The sequence below is a fragment of the Oleiphilus sp. HI0066 genome, from assembly GCF_001635725.1.
Genome location: NZ_LWFH01001167.1, coordinates 1 through 20,049, shown reverse-complemented (window position 1 = coordinate 20,049; position 20,049 = coordinate 1). Strand labels below are relative to the sequence as shown.

Here is a 20,049-nt window from a genome sequence, read left to right as displayed (position 1 = left end):
CTAGCGACATATAGCTTGCCATCGTGGGAAGCTCTTATATTGGGTAATCTAGGGATTGCGTTGATGGCGGGATCCGCTGCGGCAATCAATCATGTCGTTGATCAACGCATTGACGTGCACATGTCGCGTACCAAGAAACGCCCGATCGTGCAGGGGAAAGTAGATAGTGCATCTGCACTTATCTTTGCGGCATTAATTGGCAGCATCGGGATGCTGGTATTAATGGTCTGGGTGAATGCCCTGACGGCCTGGTTAACCTTAGCTTCATTAATCGGCTATGCATTAATTTATACGATGTATCTCAAGCGTGCTACTCCCCAGAATATTGTGATTGGTGGTTTGGCAGGCGCTGCGCCTCCTCTGTTAGGTTGGACTGCTTCAACAGGTTATTTGGATCCTCATGCCTTATTGCTCGTGCTCATTATCTTCGCGTGGACGCCCCCGCATTTTTGGGCCTTAGCGATTCATAGAAAAGAAGAATATGCACAGGTTGGCATACCTATGCTCCCAGTCACGCATGGAGAGTCATACACTAAGTTGCACATTTTGCTATACAGCGTGATCTTGTTGTTAGTAACTATTCTTCCGTACTTGACGGGTATGTGCGGAGAGATTTATTTAGTTTCTGCAGTGTTACTTGGCTTGCGCTTTATTCAGTGGTCTGTGCGCATGATTCGAAATCATCATAAGCATGATGCGATCAATACTTTTAAATTCTCGATCACTTATTTGATGCTGTTGTTTGTTGCGTTATTAGTTGATCACTATACATGGCCAATGATGGTCGCCATGTAATTTGGTTTGTGTGGAGGGCCGAGGGTTTCATTGCCATCTCTGTCCTCCACCAAAGATTCCTCTAAAACTCGTTTTGAGCTTCCAGGATTACCAAAATATTCGACAGGATGTCGCGCATATCTATGAGCGTTTTTGTTCTCGGAATTAAGTTGCTTAAACGTTGTTCTAGCTCCTCTACCTTCGGCACGATGCGACGAATTCCTTCAGTGATAAATTCATAGGGGTAGTGATGGTCTTGTATGCTGAGCTTATTAAGTTCGCCAATCTCTAACAAGAACATGCTGTGTATATCGTAAATGAAGTCTTTGTCTGTGATCGATGAGGCTTCTCAGTAAGCGTCATCTAGTAACTCACTAAAGCTCATGAATTCATTAATGGTATGGGCAATGGATGGGGTCGACACGGAATTCTTCCTCTTAGTTAGCCTTGGCCTCGCTAGATTAACTATAGCAGAGGCCAGAAGAAGCATTGCGTTAGATGATTATGGGATGGCGGATGCCGTGCCCTGATATGTATATAGTGGGGTTGGTTCGCTATCGATAATTTGTAAACCGTTTTCATCAAGAACCGGTTGGCCGTCAGCATCGGTTTGGTAGGTGATGTCGTAATTGGTGTCAGGCACAAATGTTAAGCGCACGCCTTCTGCCGCCGTTTTATCTGGATCGATCAAAGCTAAAGCATCGAGTACAGCTTGTTTCTCGCAATCCGTTGGGTTCTCAATAACCGTTGTGCCATCGGAAGCATAGATCGCTTCGTTATAGGTAGAGCCGTAAATGCGGACCTCTCCTTTAAACATGTCTCTAAGATCTACCTCAACACGCAAACGACGCAGTCCCGTGTGTGTGCTGTTTAGATCAAAACTATAGTCGGAGAACTTATTATTTTCTGACGCGCCACACTCTGCTGCCACTTCAGGCACAGTGGATGGAACTCGTGTTGGAATGCCTACAGCACAATCATCATAGGTTGTCGATGACACGTTATTTTCGTCAGCGACGGTCGTTGGATCGGTATCACAGTAGTCATTCTGATAATCGATCAATAGTTGACTCAGTTCTGTATCGGTCGCTTCATCAAATGAAAATCTAGCAAATTCTTTGTCATCGTCAGGGTGGTTGACGATCGCTTGTCGAACTTCTGGTTTGATGTAGTTGACGGCATCGTAGTCGCTTCCTTTTACTTGGAAGAATCCGCTGTATTGCGCGCGGTCACGTGTCTGGATGTCATCGAGTAAGGTTTCGCTGGTGTCGAAAATGACAGACTGTCTCACGAGTTGCGTAAACGGACTGTATTCAATTGTGACTTCGCCAAAACCAATTTCCTTGAGTTCTGGATCGTCACTGTCGATAAAACGAATATTGCGGTTCGTGAATGTACAAAAGTCATCATCATCAATCGTGGCTTGTTTCACTCTCTGACGAATGCTATCAAATGCCGCTTCGGTAAGTACTAATTGCTCAAAGAAATCGAGTTGGTTGGTTGCGCTCGTGACTACTGAACCATCGTCTTCGTAATTGAGAAATTCATTAACGAGTCTTTTTATTTCAGTCAGTGCATCGCTCTCTTCCGCAGTTAATGTTTCCATTGGATCGGCGAACATCGTATTGATTGCGGTGTTTAAATAGAGTTGGTATGCGTTGGGGTCAGTATTGGCATCGACTTTATAGCGGTCTGCTCTAGGAACTGGAAAAGCAATATCTAGAGCTTGCCCTTCGGCACATTTTTGAGCAGTAGTTTGGAACGCTGGATCACAGGCGCTTAACAATAAAGCTGAACAGAGTGTTGCACTCAGCTTAAAGACTTGTTGCATATAGGGTACTCACGCACTTCATTTAGATTTTAAAGACTGCGCGAGTGTACCATCTTATACACGCATATTCTGCGTGTGATGGGTGATATTTGAATTGAAATGTGCGCTAGATCAGCTCTGAATCAAACGCTTGAAGGTCTCGTGTAAGATCAGTGCATCATTTGATGCGCGATGACGTAATAAATCCATGTCATTGATGGCTTGGTTATGGACGTCTTGCCACTTCGAAACTTGGTCTGCATCAAGCAAGGCGCTAATAGATTCAATTTGAAAGCTGTGTTTGATCCCTGAAGCTTTAAACAAGCGGTGAAGCCAAAAGCTATCAAAGGTCCACGCGTCACAATAAACAAAGTGATCACCTAAGAGCTCATTGAGTTCTTGCGCTACTTGATCGCAGTCTTGTCCGTTTTTTTCGAGCTCATCTCGACTGATCCCATGAATCTTAGCCGCTTTGCCAGACCAATCCTTCCAAAGTACATGAGGCTTAATGAGCCATGAGTGAGTGTCACCGTTAGGCATGCAAATGCCCACTTCAATTGGGTAGCTCGCAATAAGATCAAGGCTGGAGGCCTCAAAGTCGATAAATATAGGATTAACTGCTGTCATAATGGGCTGCGCTTAAAAAACTTTTGCTATGGTAGCCAGTGTTTAACATGCTCGCAATTGATCGTAGAAGATATATTCGAAAACTGCGAAGTGAACGCATCGGTATAGTAAGTTTTGATTGCGGAACAATATTCACAAGCTAGAATGCAGACCGAGCAATAAGGAGTGAACTATGAGTGATAAAATTGTCGTGATTTATTCTGGTGGAATGGATTCGTTTACCGTTCTCCATGACGCAGTAAGGACGGGTAAACAAGTTTATGCGGTTTCGTTTAATTATGGGCAAAAACATTCAAAAGAGCTGCATTACGCGCAAAAGGTGTGTGATGAGTTAGCTATCCCTCACAAAATCGTCGACATCACGGCTATCCATCAATTATTACTCGGATCTTCACTCACAGATGATATTGAAATTCCTGACGGGCATTATGAAGAAGAGAGTATGAAATCTACCATGGTGCCGAATCGGAACATGATCATGATTTCTCTCGCTGTCGGTTATGCAGTATCAATCGGTGCCGGTTTTGTTTACTACGGTGCGCATAGTGGTGATCATGCGATTTATCCTGATTGTCGTCCTGAGTTTGTCCAAAAAATGGCAGATGTGGCGCGTATTGCTAATTATGAGCCAGTCGAGATTGTTGCGCCGTTTCTTAACTCGTCTAAAGGAGAGATTTTAGCGCAAGGCCTCAAATATGATTTGGACTATGGCAAGACTTGGACTTGCTACAAAGGCAAAGAGAAAGCGTGTGGAAAATGTGGCGCATGCCAAGAACGTTTGGAAGCTTTTGAACTTAATAATGCGATTGACCCATTGAGTTATGAGTAATGACTAGATATGCAATGGGGGATCTACAAGGCTGCTACATTCAGTTTCAGGCTTTATTAGATAAGCTTGCGTATAGTCCTTCGCGCGATGAGTTATGGCTGGCCGGGGATCTCGTCAATAGAGGGCCTGACTCCCTATCCTGTTTGCGATTGGCGAGAGACCTCGAAGCGAGAATTGTTTTAGGGAACCATGACTTACATCTTTTAGCTTGTTACTATAGTGAGCACTTACTAAAGCGAAAAGATACTTTGCGCGAGATATTTGAGGCTAATGACTGTGACGATTTAATGGAATGGTTGCGCAAACAGCCCCTTGTACAAGTAGACGACGATAAAAAGCTTTTCATGAGTCATGCTGGCTTGCCGCATATTTGGAAAGTAAAAAAAGCAAGAAAATACGCCCAAGAAGTGCATGAAATATTAGCTGGCAATGATAAGAAAGCCTTGAGCTCTTACTTCAGTGAAATGTATGGCAACGACCCTGATGTTTGGGATAGAACTCTTACAGGGCAAACCCGACTGAGGGTGATTACAAACTACTTAACGCGCATGCGCTTTGTTGATCAAAATGGTCGTTTAGATTTTTCAGTAAAAGAAGGTGTCGATAAAACACCTCATGATTTTAAACCTTGGTTTGCATACCCAGTTACGCATAAGTGGGTAACAATTTTTGGTCATTGGGCTGCGCTAGAGGGGCATACTGGAAGCCGACAGTTTCAAGCGATTGATACAGGCTGTGTCTGGGGTGGCAGTCTAACTGCATTAAATATCGATACGTTTGAGCGTGTCAGTGTCGAGGCTTGAAGTAAGCCAAATACGGATAAGAATTACAACGAAACATGAATCGTCTTTCATCAACTTTGCTAGCGATTAGCTTTCTGTCAGCAGGTTTGTCTGTAGCTTTAGGTGCGTTTGCCGCACATGCTTTAAAGTCCAGATTAAGTGAACGCATGTTAGAAGTGTTTCAAACTGGTGTTGAGTATCAGTTTAATCATTCGCTTGGGCTTATGGTGTTGGCGCTTTTGTTGACGCAGACGTCTGACTCGCTTGCTGGGAAAGCGCTGCAAAGAGCATCGGCATTAATGATCGCTGGTGTATGTCTATTTAGCGGAAGTTTATATGTATTGGCTGTTTCGGGAGTAAGATCTTGGGGCATGGTAACGCCAGTTGGTGGCGTTTTGTTGATAGCTTCTTGGCTTGTTGCGGCTTATGCAATGTATCGGATGAAGACTAAGAAACTCGGAGAGTGATTCTTTAATGGAAATTATGCTGAATGGTGAAGCTTTCCAATGTGATGATAACGCAACACTTCAAGATATCGCGAAAGCCATGTCGTTAGTTGGAAAACGTTACGCCATAGAGTTGAATAAAGAAATTGTGCCTAAAACTGAACATGAACACACGACGTTAAGTACGGGTGACATCGTTGAAGTGGTGCAAGCAATTGGTGGGGGTTAATCAGTGACAATGAATCAAATAGATACGGGTGTTCTGGAGGTTGCTGGCAAACGTTACGGAAGTCGTTTGTTGGTAGGAACAGGAAAGTATAAAGACCTTGAAGAAACACGTATTGCAATCGAAGCAAGTGGCGCAGAGATCGTTACGGTAGCGGTTCGAAGAACGAATATCGGCCAGAATCCTGATGAACCCAATCTATTAGAAGTTATATCTCCTGAGAAATATACGATCCTTCCCAATACGGCTGGCTGCTATAACGCGGAAGATGCCGTACGGACTTGCAGATTAGCGCGTGAGCTTCTTGATGGACATGATCTAGTGAAGCTTGAGGTGCTTGGCGATCAGAAGACGCTTTACCCAAATGTGGTCGAAACATTGTCGGCGGCAAAGACCTTGGTCAAAGATGGCTTTAAGGTCATGGTCTACACAACAGATGATCCTTTGATCGCTAAAGAGCTAGAAGAGATTGGTTGTGTGGCGGTGATGCCACTAGGTGCCCCCATTGGTAGTGGGCTCGGGATTCGCAATCCGCACAATATTCATATGATTCTTGAGAATGCGAATGTGCCCATTTTAGTTGATGCGGGCGTTGGTACGGCTTCGGATGCAGCGATAGCGATGGAACTTGGTTGTGATGGCGTGTTGATGAATACTGCCATTGCAGCAGCTAAAGATCCTGTGATGATGGCGCACGCAATGAAATTGGCGGTTGAAAGTGGTCGCGCTGCATACTTAGCGGGTCGGATGCCTCGTAAACTATACGCTTCTGCATCTTCCCCTCTTGAAGGCCTAATTTAAGGTTGAGTTTAATTAAAATAACGAGGGTAGATAGCCACAATGGCCCCGGAAAAAAAACAAAAAGTGAGTAGAAAAGAGCAAATCCTTCAAGTACTAGCCAGTATGCTTGAGGACAATTTAGGGGAGCGTATCACCACTGCAAAGCTCGCGGTTGAAGTCGGGGTTACCGAGGCTGCGCTTTACAGGCACTTCCCGAGTAAGGCGAAAATGTATGAAGGCCTTATTGAGTTTATCGAAGAGACTGTGTTTAGCCGTGTGACGCGTATTAAGGCTGAGGGGCAAGGCTGTTTAGACAAGCTGCAGAAGATACTAACTTTGGTGCTTGCTTTTGCTGAAAAGAATCAAGGAATGTGTCGCATTCTTGCTGGTGATGCATTAGCGGGAGAGAACGAAAAAGTTCGGAATCGCGCCGAGCAGTTTTTTCAACGCTTAGAAACAGAACTCAAGCAAATTATCAAAGAAGGTGAGGCCCAAGAGGGTTTGACCAGACGTCTTAGTTCAGCGGCTAGCGCAAACTTGTTGTTGGTCAATGTTGAAGGGCGCGTTCACCAATTTGTTCGTAGTGAGTTCAAAGTTAAGCCAACGGCGCATTGGGTGAGTCATTGGCCGATCTTAGCGAGTGGCTTATTTCAATAGCCATAATTTAGGTTGTTGGGGCGAGAAGCGCTCGTGCTTGATCGAAGAGTGCGGGCGAACTTATCAATAAGTTCTGATCATAAATGGCCGCAGGAATATGAGCTGGAACTTCACTGAAATGGCCGCAACGTGCGCCTGCTTCTATAGCAATGACACGTGCCGCGGCAAAGTCCCATGGGCTTAAAGATTCAAAGTAAAAATCATGGCGGCCGCACGCAACCCAACAAATATCTAAGGCAGCACTGCCTAAACGACGTAAGTCTTGGCATTTTTCGAGCATAATGGTCACGCGTTCGAGTATCGGAGGAAGCGTGCTTTTGTCATAGGGGAAGCCCGTTGCAAAGACTGCTTTACGAAAATTTTGTTGGCCACTTATGCTTATAGCCTCTTCGTTGAGAGTTGCGCCGGCACCCTTTAATCCGCAAAACATTTCATCTAGGAACGGGTTGTATACGACCCCGCATTGCACATCTCCATCGCAAGCAAATGCAATACTGACTGCGACCATCTGCTGTCCGTGGGCATAGTTGACGGTTCCATCTATGGGGTCGATGATCCAAATTGGACTGCTTAAATCATGCCCGAGTGATTTGTCTGTGCAGGTTTCCTCAGTCAAAAAACGATGATCTGGAAACACTTCTTTAATGCGCTCAACAATTAGTTTATCCGCGGCAAGATCAGCATTGGTCACGAGTTCATGTTGATCTTTATATTGATGATCAAGAGAACCTTCCTCGCGTAATTGTTTAATCAGTTGTCCTGCTTCGAGCGCGACTTTTTTACTGAGTTGAAAGGCGGATTGGTATAGATCTGACATGCTGTTCTCTTTTTTTGTGCGCGAATGTTCACGATATAAGCCCGATATCCAGGAAATAAAGGTCTGGCTGTTTACAAATCATGAAATCGAGGTTAAGTTTGATCCCACTATGAAGATGAATTTGAAGCAAACTCGACCTCAAAACAACCGAATGACTTATCCGGCATCTTCTGCTGCGTGGCACTTTAGCTTTTATTTTGGTTATCACCAAGCTATGGTCGTGCCCAGCTAACTAAGCATTATAGGGAGGCCATCTAAGCGCCTCCGAAGAAGAAACCTCGGTAGGCGCAGCCCCCCGAGGTTTTTTTTTAGAAGGAAAACAACAATGAGCCAAGTTCAAGCCCAATCGAGCAATGAAGAAGCGGTAGCGATACTGACCCCTTTAATCAGCCCAAAAGCTTTGAAGGAATGTCTTCCTTTGAATGATGCGTTGTCTGATCAGATTTTTAAGCAACGTCAACAGGTGCAGGATATCGTGACAGGGGCAGATAATCGCTTGTTAGTGATAACAGGTCCATGTTCATTGCATTGTGATCAATCTGCAATTGAGTATGCCGAGCGTCTTGTCGCATTAAACGAAAAGTTCAGCGATAAGCTACTTATCGTTATGCGTGCCTATCTTGAAAAACCACGAACAAGTGTTGGTTGGAAAGGGATGTTGTACGATCCAGATATGGATGGCTCCGATGACTTAGGCGCAGGTTTAGAGGCAAGCAGAAGTTTGTTGTTACGCTTGGTTGAGCTTGGTGTGCCTCTGGCGACTGAAGCCTTAAATCCTCTAGCGATGCCTTACTTGGATGATTTGATTTCATGGGTAGCAATTGGCGCTCGAACAACTGAGTCTCAAACACATAGAGAAATGGCGAGTGCTTTACCGTGTTCAGTCGGGTTTAAGAATGGTACCGATGGAGGATTAGATGTTGCCATTAATGCATTAATTTCGGCGGCTAACCCTCATAGTTTCTTCTCGATGTGCCAAGATGGACAAATTAATCGTATGCGTTCGGTCGGTAATCCGTATGGTCAATTGGTACTGCGTGGCGGAAAACACGGGCCAAACTATGATGCGGTGCATTTAGCCCAGGCGAAGAAAATGATGACTGAGGCTGGTTTAATACCAAGTGTATTGGTCGATTGTAGTCATGAAAACTCCGGCAAGGATCACGCACTTCAATCGAAAGTAGTTGAAAATATTCTTGCTCAAAAAACTGCAGGGTGTGATGTGATTAAAGGCCTTATGCTCGAGAGCCATTTAGTCGAAGGTCGTCAGAATATTAGTGACACAATGAATTATGGGCAGTCGGTTACGGATGCCTGCATCGGTTGGGATGAAACGGATGCATTGATTGAGAAAATTTATACTCAGCTATAGCTAACTGCTATAACTGAGTATTTGCCATTAGCTCTGTTGCTTTTCACGAGCAATGGCACGGTATGCGATGTCGTCGCGATAAAACATGCCTTCCCAACTGATCGTCTTAGCAAGTGCGTAAGCATTGCTTGCCGCTTCTGAAACACTATCTCCGAGTGCTGTTGCGCATAGAACGCGACCGCCCGAGGTCACAACTTCACCGTCTTTTAAGCTGGTACCTGCGTGAAAGACTTTCTCTTCTTTGCTCGAAGACAGGGTTAACCCAGATATTGCGATTCCTTTATCGTATGCAGCTGGATATCCTCCTGCGGCGAGCACTAAACCTACAGCGGGCTTATCATGCCAACGAGGCGTTTGATCCGCTAGCGTTCCGTTAATAGCTGCGCTACACAGTGGTGCCAACTCAGACGCTAATCTCATCATGATCGGTTGTGTTTCCGGATCGCCAAAACGGCAATTGAATTCAATCACTTTTGGTTGACCATCAGGCGATATCATCAGGCCTGCATAAAGAAAACCGCGGTAACGATTCCCTTCTTCAGCCATGCCTTTTAAGGTTGGATTGATGACCTGATCCATAATACGCGCGTGAACTTCCGGAGTAACGACCGGAGCAGGGGAGTAAGCTCCCATTCCACCAGTATTAGGGCCTGTATCTCCGTTTCCAACACGTTTATGGTCTTGGCTTGTCGCCATCGCTATGCAGTCTTCACCATCCGCGATCACGATAAAGCTGGCTTCTTCGCCTTCTAAAAATTCTTCAATGACAACGCGACAGCCGGCTTCTCCAAATGCATTCCCTGAGAGCATGTCCTTTACTGCTGCTTCGGCTTCTTCAAGTGTCATGGCAACAATCACGCCTTTGCCTGCTGCTAGTCCGTCTGCTTTTACGACAATAGGTGCACCTTGTTCTTGTAAGTATGCGAGAGCAGGTTCTACTTCAGTAAAATTTTGATATGAGGCTGTTGGAATATCCTGGCGTGCTAAAAAGTCTTTCGTGAATGCTTTAGAACCTTCGAGTTGTGCTGCGGCTTGACTTGGGCCAAAGCAAGCGAGCCCTAAGTTTTCAAAATGATCAACGACACCCTCTACAAGTGGTGCTTCAGGGCCAATTACCGTGAGCTCGACTTTATTGGCGATAGCAAAGTCAGAGAGTTCCTTGAATGCTAGAACGTCAATGTTCACATTTTGGAGCTTTGTATCGTTCGCGGTACCAGCATTGCCGGGTGCTACGAAAACAGTTTGAACAGATGGGTCTTGGGCGATTTTCCAAGCGAGGGCATGTTCACGCCCACCGCTACCTACAACTAAAACATTCATGACTTCAGGCCTGTGGCATTGTTTCGAGGGGCGAAAGAATAGCGGAGTTGCAGGGCTGAATCAAAACGTGACCGTTTGTTCAAGAAAGCTAGAAGACTTGTGCTAATTGCTCAAGCTTTTCGCGCGCTTTGCCTTCGATCTTACAGGACTTAAGGGTTTGTTTGTCCATCAGTACAAAGGTATGTTCTGCGTCGACAACGTGTGTGTTGCCGCCATCGAGAAAGATAGACTGTTGTACTTTACAACTTGTTGTTCCGATGCGCATAACTTTCGTTTGAACTTCTAGTGCGTCTCCTAGAGAGCAAGGTCTACGATAATTGACTTCGGAGTTAACGAGGGTGAGTGCTAGATCGAGCTCAGAGAAGAACTCTACTGCATTGTAGTTTTCAAAAAGACGCCAGCGGGCTTCTTCCATGAAAGTGTTGTATGCACCAATGTTGGTATGACCATATTGGTCTAAATGGTAGCCTCTAACTTTGAAGCGTGAATATTCTGACACGGGATCACTCTAATAAAATGCTAATTTTCTGGATTATAGCGAATAAAATTAGTAACAGAGCACCCGTGCCAGATATTTTCTTGTTAGTGTCTAAAGTGTCTCATGCCGGTGAAGATCATCGCCATGTCATGCTCGTCTGCTGCTTGAATTACTTCTTCATCACGCATTGAGCCGCCAGGTTGTATGACGCATGCAACACCAGCTTCCGCTGCATTATCAATGCCGTCTCTAAACGGGAAGAATGCATCTGACGCCATGACCGATCCTGCAACTTGTAAACCAGCATGTTCTGCCTTAATTGCGGCAATACGAGCAGAGTTAACGCGGCTCATTTGGCCTGCACCAACACCGATGGTTTGAAGTCCTTTGCCGTACACGATGGCATTTGATTTAACCATCTTGGCTACCTTCCACGTAAACAGAGCATCGCGGAGTTCTTCTTCGCTTGGCTGACGACGAGACACAATTTTAACTTGCGCTAAGTCGATCATGCCTAAATCACGTTCTTGAACCAAAATGCCGCCATTGACGCGCTTATAATCCATTGCTGGTGCAGAGGTGTTGAGTTCTCCACATACGAGTAAACGAAGATTTTTCTTGGCGCTGATTACTGCAACCGCTTCGTCTGATGCGCTAGGAGCGATGATCACTTCGACAAATTGACGATCAACAATTGCTTGCGCAGTTTGTGCGTCCAAAGCGCGGTTGAAAGCGATGATGCCACCAAACGCTGACTCTGGGTCTGTCGCATAGGCATTTTCATATGCTTGAAGAATATTGTCTGCCTCTGACACGCCACAAGGGTTGGCATGTTTGACAATGACGCATGCCGGATTTTTGAATAGGCGCACTGTTTCTAGGGCTGCATCTGTATCGGCAATGTTATTGAATGATAACTCTTTGCCTTGCACTTGCTTGGCATTAGAAATACAGGCTTCTTGTATATTGCTTTCAACGTAGAATGCACTTGCTTGATGCGGGTTTTCGCCGTAGCGCATATCTTGTGCTTTGTTGAAATTTAAATTGATTGTACGTGGAAGTTTTGTGGTTCCGCCTGAGACAAGTTGACCGAAATGGTTTGCGATCGCACTGTCGTAGGAAGCGGTGTGCTCGTATGCTTTGATCGCTAGATCAAATCGCGTATCAAACAATGTGCAGCCGTCGTTTTCACGCATTTCTTCAATAATGGGAGAGTAGTCGTTAGCATTCACGACAATATTGACGAATGCATGGTTTTTCGCTGCTGCACGAACCATTGTTGGTCCGCCAATATCGATATTTTCAACTGCATCATCCATTGAGCAATCTGGTTTCGCGATGGTTTCAGCGAATGGGTAAAGGTTTACGACAACCATATCGATTGCAGCGATATCATGTGCCTGCATGACTTCATCATCTTGTCCGCGACGACCAAGTATTCCACCATGAACTTTAGGGTGGAGAGTTTTTACGCGACCATCCATCATTTCAGGAAAGCCTGTATAGTCTGAAACCTCTGTGACAGGAATGTTTTCGCTTTGAAGTAATTTAAAGGTACCGCCGGTCGACAGCAGTTCAACACCAAGGTCTTTTAGGTTCTTTGCGAATTCAACAATGCCTGTTTTATCCGAGACACTTATTAGTGCGCGCTTTACAGCAACAGGGCGAGCGTTTGTTGTCATAGTTACTTCCACTTTTTACTTGTCTTTAAAACGAAAAAGGGCGAGAAAATCCCGCCCTTGTTTTGATGCTGTTTACAGTAGACCGTACTGCTTGAGTTTTTTGCGCAGAGTGCCTCGGTTGAGACCCAGAAGCACAGAGGCTTTGGTTTGGTTGTTGCGCGTATATTTCAATACTTGCTCTAGAAGAGGAGCTTCTACTTCTGAAAGTACGAGTTGGTAGACGTCTGTAACAGGCGCGCCGTCTAGTTGAGCAAAATAGTTGCTCAGCGCTTTTTCTACCTCATCACGTAATGTTGTGCCGCCATCAAGCAATGGGGCGTTTTGTGATGGTTGGATGTCTTGGTTGTCGGCTAGCATCTCAGAACTCATGCAGCTTCATCTCCTTGGTTGTTCGATCGCTTAAAATACTCGCTTATCGCGTTAAGTTGATCTTGTGTTGATTCAATAGTGTTAAAAGTCTTTCTGAACGCTTTACCATCTATCCGAGTTTGAAAATACCAAGCGACATGTTTTCGGGCAATTCGCACGCCCATAATGTCGCCATAAAAACAATGCAATGCACTTACATGGCGCAACATAATATCCTGTTGCTCCAAAAGCTCTCGCTGCGGAAGATGCTTCCCTGTTTTTAAAAAGTGCTCTATTTCCTCAAATATCCAAGGTTTTCCTTGAGCGGCTCGTCCTATTAAAAGTCCGTCTGCGCCGGTGTAGTCGAGAACAGCTTTCGCTTTCTCTGGAGAAGTAATATCCCCATTAGCAAACACCGGAATTGCTAGGTTTTCTTTCACTTGTTTTATGGTGTCGTACTCAGCTTCTCCGCGATATGCGCAAGCTCTAGTTCGGCCATGTATTGCCAACGCTTGAATGCCCGCCTCTTGCGCTATTTTAGCGATTGTTAGGGCATTCTTATTTCCTGTATCCCAGCCTGTTCTGATTTTCAGAGTGACTGGAATATCGACCGCATCCACTACGCTATGAAGAATCTCTTTAACAAGTGCTTCATCTTTCATTAACGCTGACCCAGCTGCTTTATTACACACTTTCTTTGCAGGGCATCCCATATTGATATCAATAATTTGGGCACCTTGCTCCGCATTGAGTCGTGCGGATTCGGCAAGCATCTGAGCGTCGCCGCCGGCGATTTGAACAGAAATTGGCGCTTGTTCACCCTCATGATCAAGGCGATGTTTGGATTTGCGTGTTTTCCAAAAGCTAGGATCTGCGATGACCATCTCGGAGACAGCAAGTCCCGCACCATATTGGCGACACAATTGACGAAAAGGTCTATCGGTGACACCGGCCATCGGTGCTAGCACTAAATTATTTGCTAATGTGTAAGGGCCGATTTTAACCAAAACGTTTGCCGATGTGTCGCTCAAAAAAGGACGCAAATCATACTCTTCTGTTGCGTCCGATTAAAGACGGTGCAAGCGCTTTTTTTTGGTTATATTTTGTGCGGAGTGGTTGACATTTGAGCGGCTAAACGTTCTAAAAATGTTTAACCGCTCGTCTTCTTGGCAGGGAAGAAACGAATTTTATAGTTCACTGCTTGTTTACCAGGATCTTCTACCTCAAGCGAGATGTGCATGGCTTTCTCTCTTTGCATAGACTGCTGAGCAAGAGTGTCATCATTAAGGTATGTTTTCGCTTCTACAATTTGTTGTGCAATAGTTTTGCCGTTGATGTCCGAAAAATACATAGCAAGGCGCGGAAACTCTTGGTCAAAGTCTGCGGTGTTAGTAAGCACGACATCAATGATTAAAGTGTTTGCCTTGAGAGGGTGGCTTCTAACGACCAAATTGCTACTTTTTATGGCTTCAAGATCAACAAGCTCAGGCAGTTTGCAGCCTAGTTTTTCACATGCCAATTGAAAGCCTTGTTTTGCTAGAGGATATTGCGCCAGACGTTCATAGTGAAACCACGCGATCTGTGCAGCGAGAACGGCCGTCAAGGCGAGACACGCTAGTGTAATGACGCTTTTTCTTAACCAGCTTCCTCTGTGAACGGTTTGTTCTTCCTCGTAATAGAAGTCTATGCGTTGAGGTGCATCGTCGGCAGATGGTTTTATTAGCTCATCATTAGTGTGGGATGTTTTTTGAGGCTCTAGATCTAAGCTGGGTTCTTGCTTAAGAGGCCTCGTTGGCGTGTCGTCTTTTAATATCTGGGCTGTCCATTCTTCGTCTTTGCTATCAGCCACTTCTGAGTGGTGTGCAGCTTCAGATGAGAATGCGTGTGCGCCTGAGCTATCAATTTCTTTTAAAGAATCGCTAAGCTGAGAATCATCGAATAAAGACTGTTTCTTTGCGCTCTCTTTCTCGTCATCAGAATCTTCAAAGATAAGCTCTTCGTCATCGGTCTCGTGAGTATGTGATTCGTGTTCTGTGCTTGGTGTTGGAATTTCGCTTGGTGTGTCATCTTGCGATTTAAGCGTTTCATTTCCGTTCTGAGGGATTAGGTAAGCGACAGCATCAAATACTTCCATGCAAGCTCCGCAGCGGACTTTGCCAGCGGCTGCAGAGAGTTGCTTTTCGCTTACTTCGAAAGTTGCCTTACAGTGAGGGCAGCGCGTGTATTGCTCAGAACTCATGCGCAAACTTATCCTTGTACAGAAAGTAAAAAAATTCTTTATTATCTGCAGTGTAGCGCGTTTTTCTGAAGCTGTGTAATAGCTTTTATAACTATCTTAATCCTTCTTGGTTCCGCTCAAGCGCGACCAGTCATCCATGTAATTTACGGCCTGCATTTTAAAGTGAGTGCCATAATGTTGCGATAAATCTTCGGCTTGCTCTCTGAGGATGCCAGAAAGCGCAATGCTCGCATTTGCTTTACATAGTCCCGAAAGATGCTCTCTGAGGCTGTAAAGTGGTTGTGCAAGAATATTGGCTACTAATACGTCTGCATGAATGTCTGGACAATCATCCGGTAGGTAGCATTCTATAGCGTCAGCAGATAATTGATTTCGCTCCGCGTTATCTTTCGTCGCAATAAGTGCTTGAGGATCGTTGTCGACAGCAATTACACGTGAAGCGCCGAGAAGTAGCGCTGCGATACCGAGAATCCCAGAGCCACACCCATAATCGATCACAGTTTGGCCTTTTAAATCTTGTGCATCTAACCATTCGAGACATAAGAATGTTGTTGGATGCGTGCCTGTTCCAAATGCTAAACCCGGGTCTAGCATCAGATTTACTGCGTCGGGCTCAGGTGGCTCGCACCAGCTAGGGCATATCCACAAACGTTTGCCACAAGATATGGGCTTAAAATTTTCTATCCATTTTCTTGTCCAGTCTTCATTTTCGAGAATGTCGACTTGTAACGACGGAAAGTCTGTATCGGGTAGATAATGATGAAACACTTCTTTAGCGATGCTTAAGGCTTGTTCCATGTCGGTGTCTTGCTCGAAAAGCGCGGTGAGAGTGGTGTCGTCCCAAACTGGCATTGTGCCGAGCTCCGGCTCGAGTATTGGTTGGTCTGCACCATCTTGCATCGTTACAGACACAGCTCCACTCGCTAACAAACCTTCTTCTAGCGCTTCGATGAGTTGCGGGGCAATTTCACTTTTTACTTGTATCCAGTTCATTTCTTGTTCAACCGCCCGATCTTTGCTGAAGGAGTTTTTCTAAGTAATGAATATTAAAGTCAACATTCATAAAGCCTTCGTCGTTAGCAAGTACTCGGTGTAACGGTGCGTTTGTTTTGATGCCATCGATAACCAGTTCGTTAAGTGCGTTGCGTACGCGATTAAGTGCTGATGTTCGGTCTTCGCTATGGCAGATAACTTTAGCGATCAGAGAGTCGTAATACGGTGGAACGGAATATCCGCTGTATAGATGTGAGTCGACTCGAACACCCATGCCGCCGGGCGCATGAAACATGTTTATCGTTCCAGGGCAGGGAATAAATGTTTTCGGATCTTCTGCGTTAATACGACATTCAAAGGCATGGCCTTTAAATTTGATCTCTTCTTGGGTGTAGGTCAGCGACTTTCCTCCAGCGATCTTCATCTGTTCTTTGACTAGATTCACGCCGGTGATCATTTCCGTTACAGGGTGTTCTACCTGTATACGGGTATTCATTTCGATGAAATAGTACTTGCCGTCTTGATATAAGAACTCAAAAGTACCTGCGCCTCTGTAGTTAATATCGATACATGCTTTAACGCAGGCATCAAACACTTCTTGGCGAGCAGTTTCGTCGACATTTGGTGCCGGTGCTTCTTCAATGACTTTTTGGTGACGTCTCTGCAAAGAGCAGTCTCGATCGCCAAGGTGAATGGCTTTGCCTTGACCGTCCGCGAGTACTTGGACCTCCACATGGCGAGGCCTATCGAGGAATTTTTCTAAGTAAACGGTATCATCGCCAAATGCATTTTTTGCCTCTTGCTTGGTAAGGGCAATTGAATTAACTAGTTCTGATTCTTCGTAGACAACGCGCATTCCGCGTCCACCGCCACCAGAGGCTGCTTTGATCATCACCGGAAAACCGATAGATTTTGCGATCGCTATTGTGTCTGCTGTGTTGTCACTCAGTGGGCCGTTAGAGCCTGGAACCGTTGGTACACCAGCTTGATTCATTGCTTGAATTGCTGAAACTTTATTACCCATTAGTCGAATAACATCGGCGCTAGGGCCAATGAAGGTAAAACCACTGCGCTCAACTTGTTCAGCAAAATCAGAGTTTTCAGCAAGGAATCCATAGCCTGGGTGAATAGCATCTGCGTTAGTCACTTCCGCGGCAGCGATAATCGCTGGAATGTTCAGATAGCTTTCCGTGGGTTGATTTCCGCCAATGCAAACGGATTCATCGGCAAGCCTAACGTGCATCAGGTCGCGATCAACTTTTGAGTGAACTGCAACGCTATGGATACCCATTTCTTTACACGCACGCAAAATCCGTAAAGCGATTTCTCCACGGTTTGCGATGAGTACTTTTTTAAGCATAAGGTGAAGTTTTCCGTTATGAGATGCTGAATAGCGGTTGGTCAAACTCTACCGGAGCGCCATTCTCTACTAATACTTCTGATATAGTTCCATCTCTATCGGCTTCTATTTGGTTCATCATTTTCATTGCCTCAACAATGCACAGCACATCGCCAGTTTTAACTTGCTGACCTACTTGTACAAATGGAGGCGCCTCAGGAGAAGGGCTTCTATAAAAGGTTCCTACCATTGGCGAGTTAATGCTTGGAAGAGCTGTTCGCGTCTCTTCAGGGGTGCTCGCTGGTGCCGCTGGAGCTGCAGCTACAGGAGCTGGCGCAGCAATGACTGGTGCAGGGCTTGCAACGACTGCAGGCGCATTTGGGTTGCGGCGGGTGATCTTGATGGACTCTTCGCCTTCTTTGATTTCGAGTTGCTCGACATCTGAGTCTTCAATTAACTCGATTAACTTTTTAATTTTACGGATATCCATAAATAAACTCTCTTGAATTCTTTGCTATTGCGATGCGCGAATAGCGGCTTCTACTGCCGCATCGTAACCGTGCGTACCTAAGCCGCAAATAACGGCAATCGCTTTATCTGAAAAGTAGGAATGGTGCCGAAAACTCTCACGTGCATGAACGTTTGAGATATGTACTTCATAAAACGGTAAGTCGCTTGCTAACAGAGCATCACGTAGAGCAACGCTTGTATGTGTAAAGGCACCAGGATTGATCACAATGGCAATTACGTCTGAATTTCTGACTGCATGAATGCGATCAATTAGCTCGTGTTCTGCATTGCTTTGGAAGTGCTCAATCGTTGCTTGATGTTGTTCTGCAATAGCGTTTGTTCTGGAAACAATATCTTCTAGTGTTTCTGAACCATATATTTCAGGTTCTCGCTTCCCTAGGAGATTTAAATTTGGGCCATTTAGAATAAGAATTGTTGGCATGAAGAGCACTCTTTTTTAAGCAAAGCTAATGATGCGCCAATTCTAGTGCTCGCTGTGCAACTTCGCAAACTATTCCTGCAAGATAGCAGCGAATTTAGCAAATTTACGGGCTAGTTTTGCTTATTTTGCGTGAGATTGCTTGTCAGATAATTGCTGTTTTATAGCATTTACTAACTTAGATTGATCAGTTGGTTTGGTGAGAAATGGAGTGGTGCTTAACTCTTGAGAGTTTAGGTGTACGTTCGGGTCTTCCTCTGCGGAAAGGAAAATAATAGGGATGTTGCGCCATTGAGTGTGCTGGCGTACTAATCTCGCAAGCTCAACCCCTGTGCACTTGGGGAGAATAACATCTAGTAAAAGCAAGTCTGGTTGATTCGTTTCGATAGCATCGAGTAAAAGTTCGGGCTGGCTAATCGCTGTACACATAAAGCCAGCATTTCCTAGCACATTTTCAAGATGCTTTAATTGAGATGGAGAATCATCAAGCGCCAGAATTCTTGTTTTGGGGTCAATGTCGATATGAAAAGCAGTATTAAGAGCTTCTTTTAGTGACTTAGACGTTAAGTTTTCATCGATGAAAAAATGGCCGCCAGCTCTAATTGCATTTAGCTTTGTTTCAAATGACATCTTGTTATCAGAGAAGAAGATTACTTTGCTATGCGGATTGGCTTGCAATATTTTCTTGGCGAGACTGACGCCTTTGCCTTTTCCTTTAAAATCGACATCGATAATTGTGCAGGTTCCAGCATTCACATTTTCCATCGAAAATGAGTGTATCGGTATATCGCCTAATATGGCGCTTTGTAGCGCCTCGTTTTTGCTTGAGCTAACCGCAAGTAACACTTGCTTGATTTGAGTAGTGTTTGGTTCGAGAAGTAATTCGACTTCTATTTTTAGCTGTTCTTCTATCAAGCTAATTGCTTCTTTCATGCCCTCTTGTGCTTTGTGTGATGGGCATTCTTCAATTTGACCGAGCTTCAATAAAGAGCTGATTTTCTGTGCTTGTTCAGAGAAAGGTTTGTGGGGTAGCTTGTTCGACAACTTGCTGAGTTTTTCTGATGTATCCAGCAATGTGCGATTTTTGCTTGTATTGCGCCATTCATTCTTCGAACACTGTTCATATAGTTCAACCGCCGCCTCTGCGTGCGAGCTGACTCTTCGCGCGATATAGCTACTCAACTGCTCGCGAAGTGCGGGTTCTGCCATAGTTTTATTAACCTGATCCCAGCATGAAACAATTGTCTTGCTAGGCTTCTAAAATTTGTTAGTCTCTAGAAGTTATTATTGCCCACATTTCATATCTGTCTACGTGAACATATGAAATTGCGAACTGAATCGTCTGTGTGACTCTGTGATGGATATGCAAATAACAAATAAAAAACGGACTCTTAAACAGCTTGTTCTTATCTCTGTCGGGCTATTGTTCGTGGCGATGATTGCCCTTAGCGCTATATTCAGTTTTTCTGCCAGTAAGCATTACGTCCAAGAACAGTTAGCAAAACATTCGCAAGAAGCAGCGACATTTTTGGGAATAGGCTTGTCATCTATTAATGAGCAAGATAGTGGTGTTGGCCGAGA

24 protein-coding genes are annotated in these 20,049 nt (G+C 44.9%); 9 read left to right on the top strand and 15 right to left on the bottom strand.

Going from position 1 to position 20,049, the window contains the following annotated elements; all coding sequences use genetic code 11:
• Positions 1–795 (top strand): heme o synthase (gene cyoE, locus A3738_RS15655; protein WP_068763713.1); only part of this gene is annotated, 795 nt, incomplete at its 5' end.
• Positions 796–856: 61 nt separating this feature from the next.
• Here cyoE and A3738_RS32045 read toward each other — a convergent pair.
• The 3 genes from A3738_RS32045 to A3738_RS15640 all read right to left on the bottom strand — a co-directional run bounded on the left by A3738_RS32045 (position 857) and on the right by A3738_RS15640 (position 3,211).
• Positions 857–1,075 (bottom strand): hypothetical protein, encoded by a 219-nt coding sequence (locus tag A3738_RS32045; protein ID WP_231876576.1) that lies wholly within the window; start codon positions 1,073–1,075, stop codon positions 857–859.
• A 201-nt stretch (positions 1,076–1,276) separates the two neighbouring features.
• Positions 1,277–2,605 carry a hypothetical protein gene (locus A3738_RS15645; RefSeq protein ID WP_068483362.1) on the bottom strand — a complete coding sequence of 443 codons (1,329 nt, stop codon included), beginning with the start codon at positions 2,603–2,605 and terminating at the stop codon, positions 1,277–1,279.
• A 111-nt stretch (positions 2,606–2,716) separates the two neighbouring features.
• On the bottom strand, positions 2,717–3,211 hold the full coding sequence (locus A3738_RS15640) for an exonuclease domain-containing protein (protein WP_197468887.1): 495 nt from the start codon (positions 3,209–3,211) through the stop codon (positions 2,717–2,719).
• 172 nt (positions 3,212–3,383) lie between these two features.
• Between A3738_RS15640 and queC the strand changes: the two genes are divergently transcribed.
• Genes queC through slmA form a run of 6 tightly spaced genes read left to right on the top strand, consistent with a single transcriptional unit; the run spans position 3,384 to position 6,931 of the window.
• Entirely contained in the window at positions 3,384–4,040 is a 657-nt protein-coding gene (queC, locus tag A3738_RS15635; protein WP_068483367.1) for a 7-cyano-7-deazaguanine synthase QueC, read from the top strand.
• The gene (locus tag A3738_RS15630; RefSeq protein ID WP_068483370.1) at positions 4,040–4,843 is read left to right on the top strand and encodes a symmetrical bis(5'-nucleosyl)-tetraphosphatase; all 804 of its coding nucleotides are present in this window, start codon (positions 4,040–4,042) and stop codon (positions 4,841–4,843) included. Before queC ends, A3738_RS15630 begins: the two co-directional genes overlap by 1 nt.
• Before the next feature lie 35 nt (positions 4,844–4,878).
• Positions 4,879–5,289 carry a DUF423 domain-containing protein gene (locus A3738_RS15625; protein ID WP_068479599.1) on the top strand — a complete coding sequence of 137 codons (411 nt, stop codon included), beginning with the start codon at positions 4,879–4,881 and terminating at the stop codon, positions 5,287–5,289.
• A 7-nt stretch (positions 5,290–5,296) separates the two neighbouring features.
• Complete coding sequence (gene thiS, locus A3738_RS31175) at positions 5,297–5,497, top strand: sulfur carrier protein ThiS (protein WP_068479597.1); 201 nt, start codon at positions 5,297–5,299, stop codon at positions 5,495–5,497.
• A 9-nt stretch (positions 5,498–5,506) separates the two neighbouring features.
• Positions 5,507–6,295: a thiazole synthase gene (locus tag A3738_RS15615; protein ID WP_068483373.1), complete on the top strand. Its 789-nt coding sequence runs from the start codon at positions 5,507–5,509 to the stop codon at positions 6,293–6,295.
• A gap of 39 nt (positions 6,296–6,334) precedes the next feature.
• Entirely contained in the window at positions 6,335–6,931 is a 597-nt protein-coding gene (gene slmA, locus A3738_RS15610; protein ID WP_068481448.1) for a nucleoid occlusion factor SlmA, read from the top strand.
• Between the two features lie 7 nt (positions 6,932–6,938).
• On the opposite strand, the gene A3738_RS15605 is transcribed toward slmA, so the two are convergent.
• Complete coding sequence (locus A3738_RS15605) at positions 6,939–7,748, bottom strand: inositol monophosphatase family protein (RefSeq protein WP_068481451.1); 810 nt, start codon at positions 7,746–7,748, stop codon at positions 6,939–6,941.
• A gap of 325 nt (positions 7,749–8,073) precedes the next feature.
• Here A3738_RS15605 and A3738_RS15595 point away from each other — a divergent pair, with 325 nt between their 5' ends.
• Positions 8,074–9,120, top strand: coding sequence for a 3-deoxy-7-phosphoheptulonate synthase (locus A3738_RS15595; RefSeq protein ID WP_068483377.1), 1,047 nt, complete (start codon positions 8,074–8,076; stop codon positions 9,118–9,120).
• Between the two features lie 27 nt (positions 9,121–9,147).
• Here the strand turns inward: A3738_RS15595 and purD are convergent, their stop codons facing one another.
• The 11 genes from purD to A3738_RS15540 form a co-directional block, all read right to left on the bottom strand.
• Positions 9,148–10,440 carry a phosphoribosylamine--glycine ligase gene (gene purD, locus A3738_RS15590; protein WP_068483380.1) on the bottom strand — a complete coding sequence of 431 codons (1,293 nt, stop codon included), beginning with the start codon at positions 10,438–10,440 and terminating at the stop codon, positions 9,148–9,150.
• Between the two features lie 88 nt (positions 10,441–10,528).
• On the bottom strand, positions 10,529–10,939 hold the full coding sequence (locus A3738_RS15585; RefSeq protein ID WP_068479481.1) for a thioesterase family protein: 411 nt from the start codon (positions 10,937–10,939) through the stop codon (positions 10,529–10,531).
• An 83-nt stretch (positions 10,940–11,022) separates the two neighbouring features.
• The gene (purH, locus tag A3738_RS15580) at positions 11,023–12,600 is read right to left on the bottom strand and encodes a bifunctional phosphoribosylaminoimidazolecarboxamide formyltransferase/IMP cyclohydrolase (RefSeq protein WP_068483383.1); all 1,578 of its coding nucleotides are present in this window, start codon (positions 12,598–12,600) and stop codon (positions 11,023–11,025) included.
• 72 nt (positions 12,601–12,672) lie between these two features.
• Positions 12,673–12,957, bottom strand: a complete 285-nt coding sequence (gene fis, locus A3738_RS15575) for a DNA-binding transcriptional regulator Fis (RefSeq protein WP_369819810.1) — start codon at positions 12,955–12,957, stop codon at positions 12,673–12,675.
• Between the two features lie 8 nt (positions 12,958–12,965).
• The gene (dusB, locus tag A3738_RS15570; RefSeq protein WP_197468889.1) at positions 12,966–13,955 is read right to left on the bottom strand and encodes a tRNA dihydrouridine synthase DusB; all 990 of its coding nucleotides are present in this window, start codon (positions 13,953–13,955) and stop codon (positions 12,966–12,968) included.
• 143 nt (positions 13,956–14,098) lie between these two features.
• Positions 14,099–15,187, bottom strand: a complete 1,089-nt coding sequence (locus tag A3738_RS15565; protein ID WP_068475885.1) for a DUF3426 domain-containing protein — start codon at positions 15,185–15,187, stop codon at positions 14,099–14,101.
• A 96-nt stretch (positions 15,188–15,283) separates the two neighbouring features.
• On the bottom strand, positions 15,284–16,180 hold the full coding sequence (gene prmA, locus A3738_RS15560; RefSeq protein ID WP_068483386.1) for a 50S ribosomal protein L11 methyltransferase: 897 nt from the start codon (positions 16,178–16,180) through the stop codon (positions 15,284–15,286).
• Between the two features lie 7 nt (positions 16,181–16,187).
• Positions 16,188–17,540 (bottom strand): acetyl-CoA carboxylase biotin carboxylase subunit, encoded by a 1,353-nt coding sequence (gene accC / locus A3738_RS15555; RefSeq protein WP_068500062.1) that lies wholly within the window; start codon positions 17,538–17,540, stop codon positions 16,188–16,190.
• Positions 17,541–17,556: 16 nt separating this feature from the next.
• Positions 17,557–18,009 (bottom strand): acetyl-CoA carboxylase biotin carboxyl carrier protein, encoded by a 453-nt coding sequence (gene accB, locus A3738_RS15550; RefSeq protein ID WP_068483392.1) that lies wholly within the window; start codon positions 18,007–18,009, stop codon positions 17,557–17,559.
• Between the two features lie 24 nt (positions 18,010–18,033).
• The gene (gene aroQ / locus A3738_RS15545) at positions 18,034–18,471 is read right to left on the bottom strand and encodes a type II 3-dehydroquinate dehydratase (RefSeq protein WP_068475024.1); all 438 of its coding nucleotides are present in this window, start codon (positions 18,469–18,471) and stop codon (positions 18,034–18,036) included.
• Between the two features lie 120 nt (positions 18,472–18,591).
• Positions 18,592–19,677 carry a PleD family two-component system response regulator gene (locus tag A3738_RS15540; RefSeq protein ID WP_068483188.1) on the bottom strand — a complete coding sequence of 362 codons (1,086 nt, stop codon included), beginning with the start codon at positions 19,675–19,677 and terminating at the stop codon, positions 18,592–18,594.
• A gap of 154 nt (positions 19,678–19,831) precedes the next feature.
• Between A3738_RS15540 and A3738_RS15535 the strand changes: the two genes are divergently transcribed.
• A partial coding sequence (locus A3738_RS15535) for a hypothetical protein (RefSeq protein WP_156504291.1) occupies positions 19,832–20,049 on the top strand: 218 nt, incomplete at its 3' end.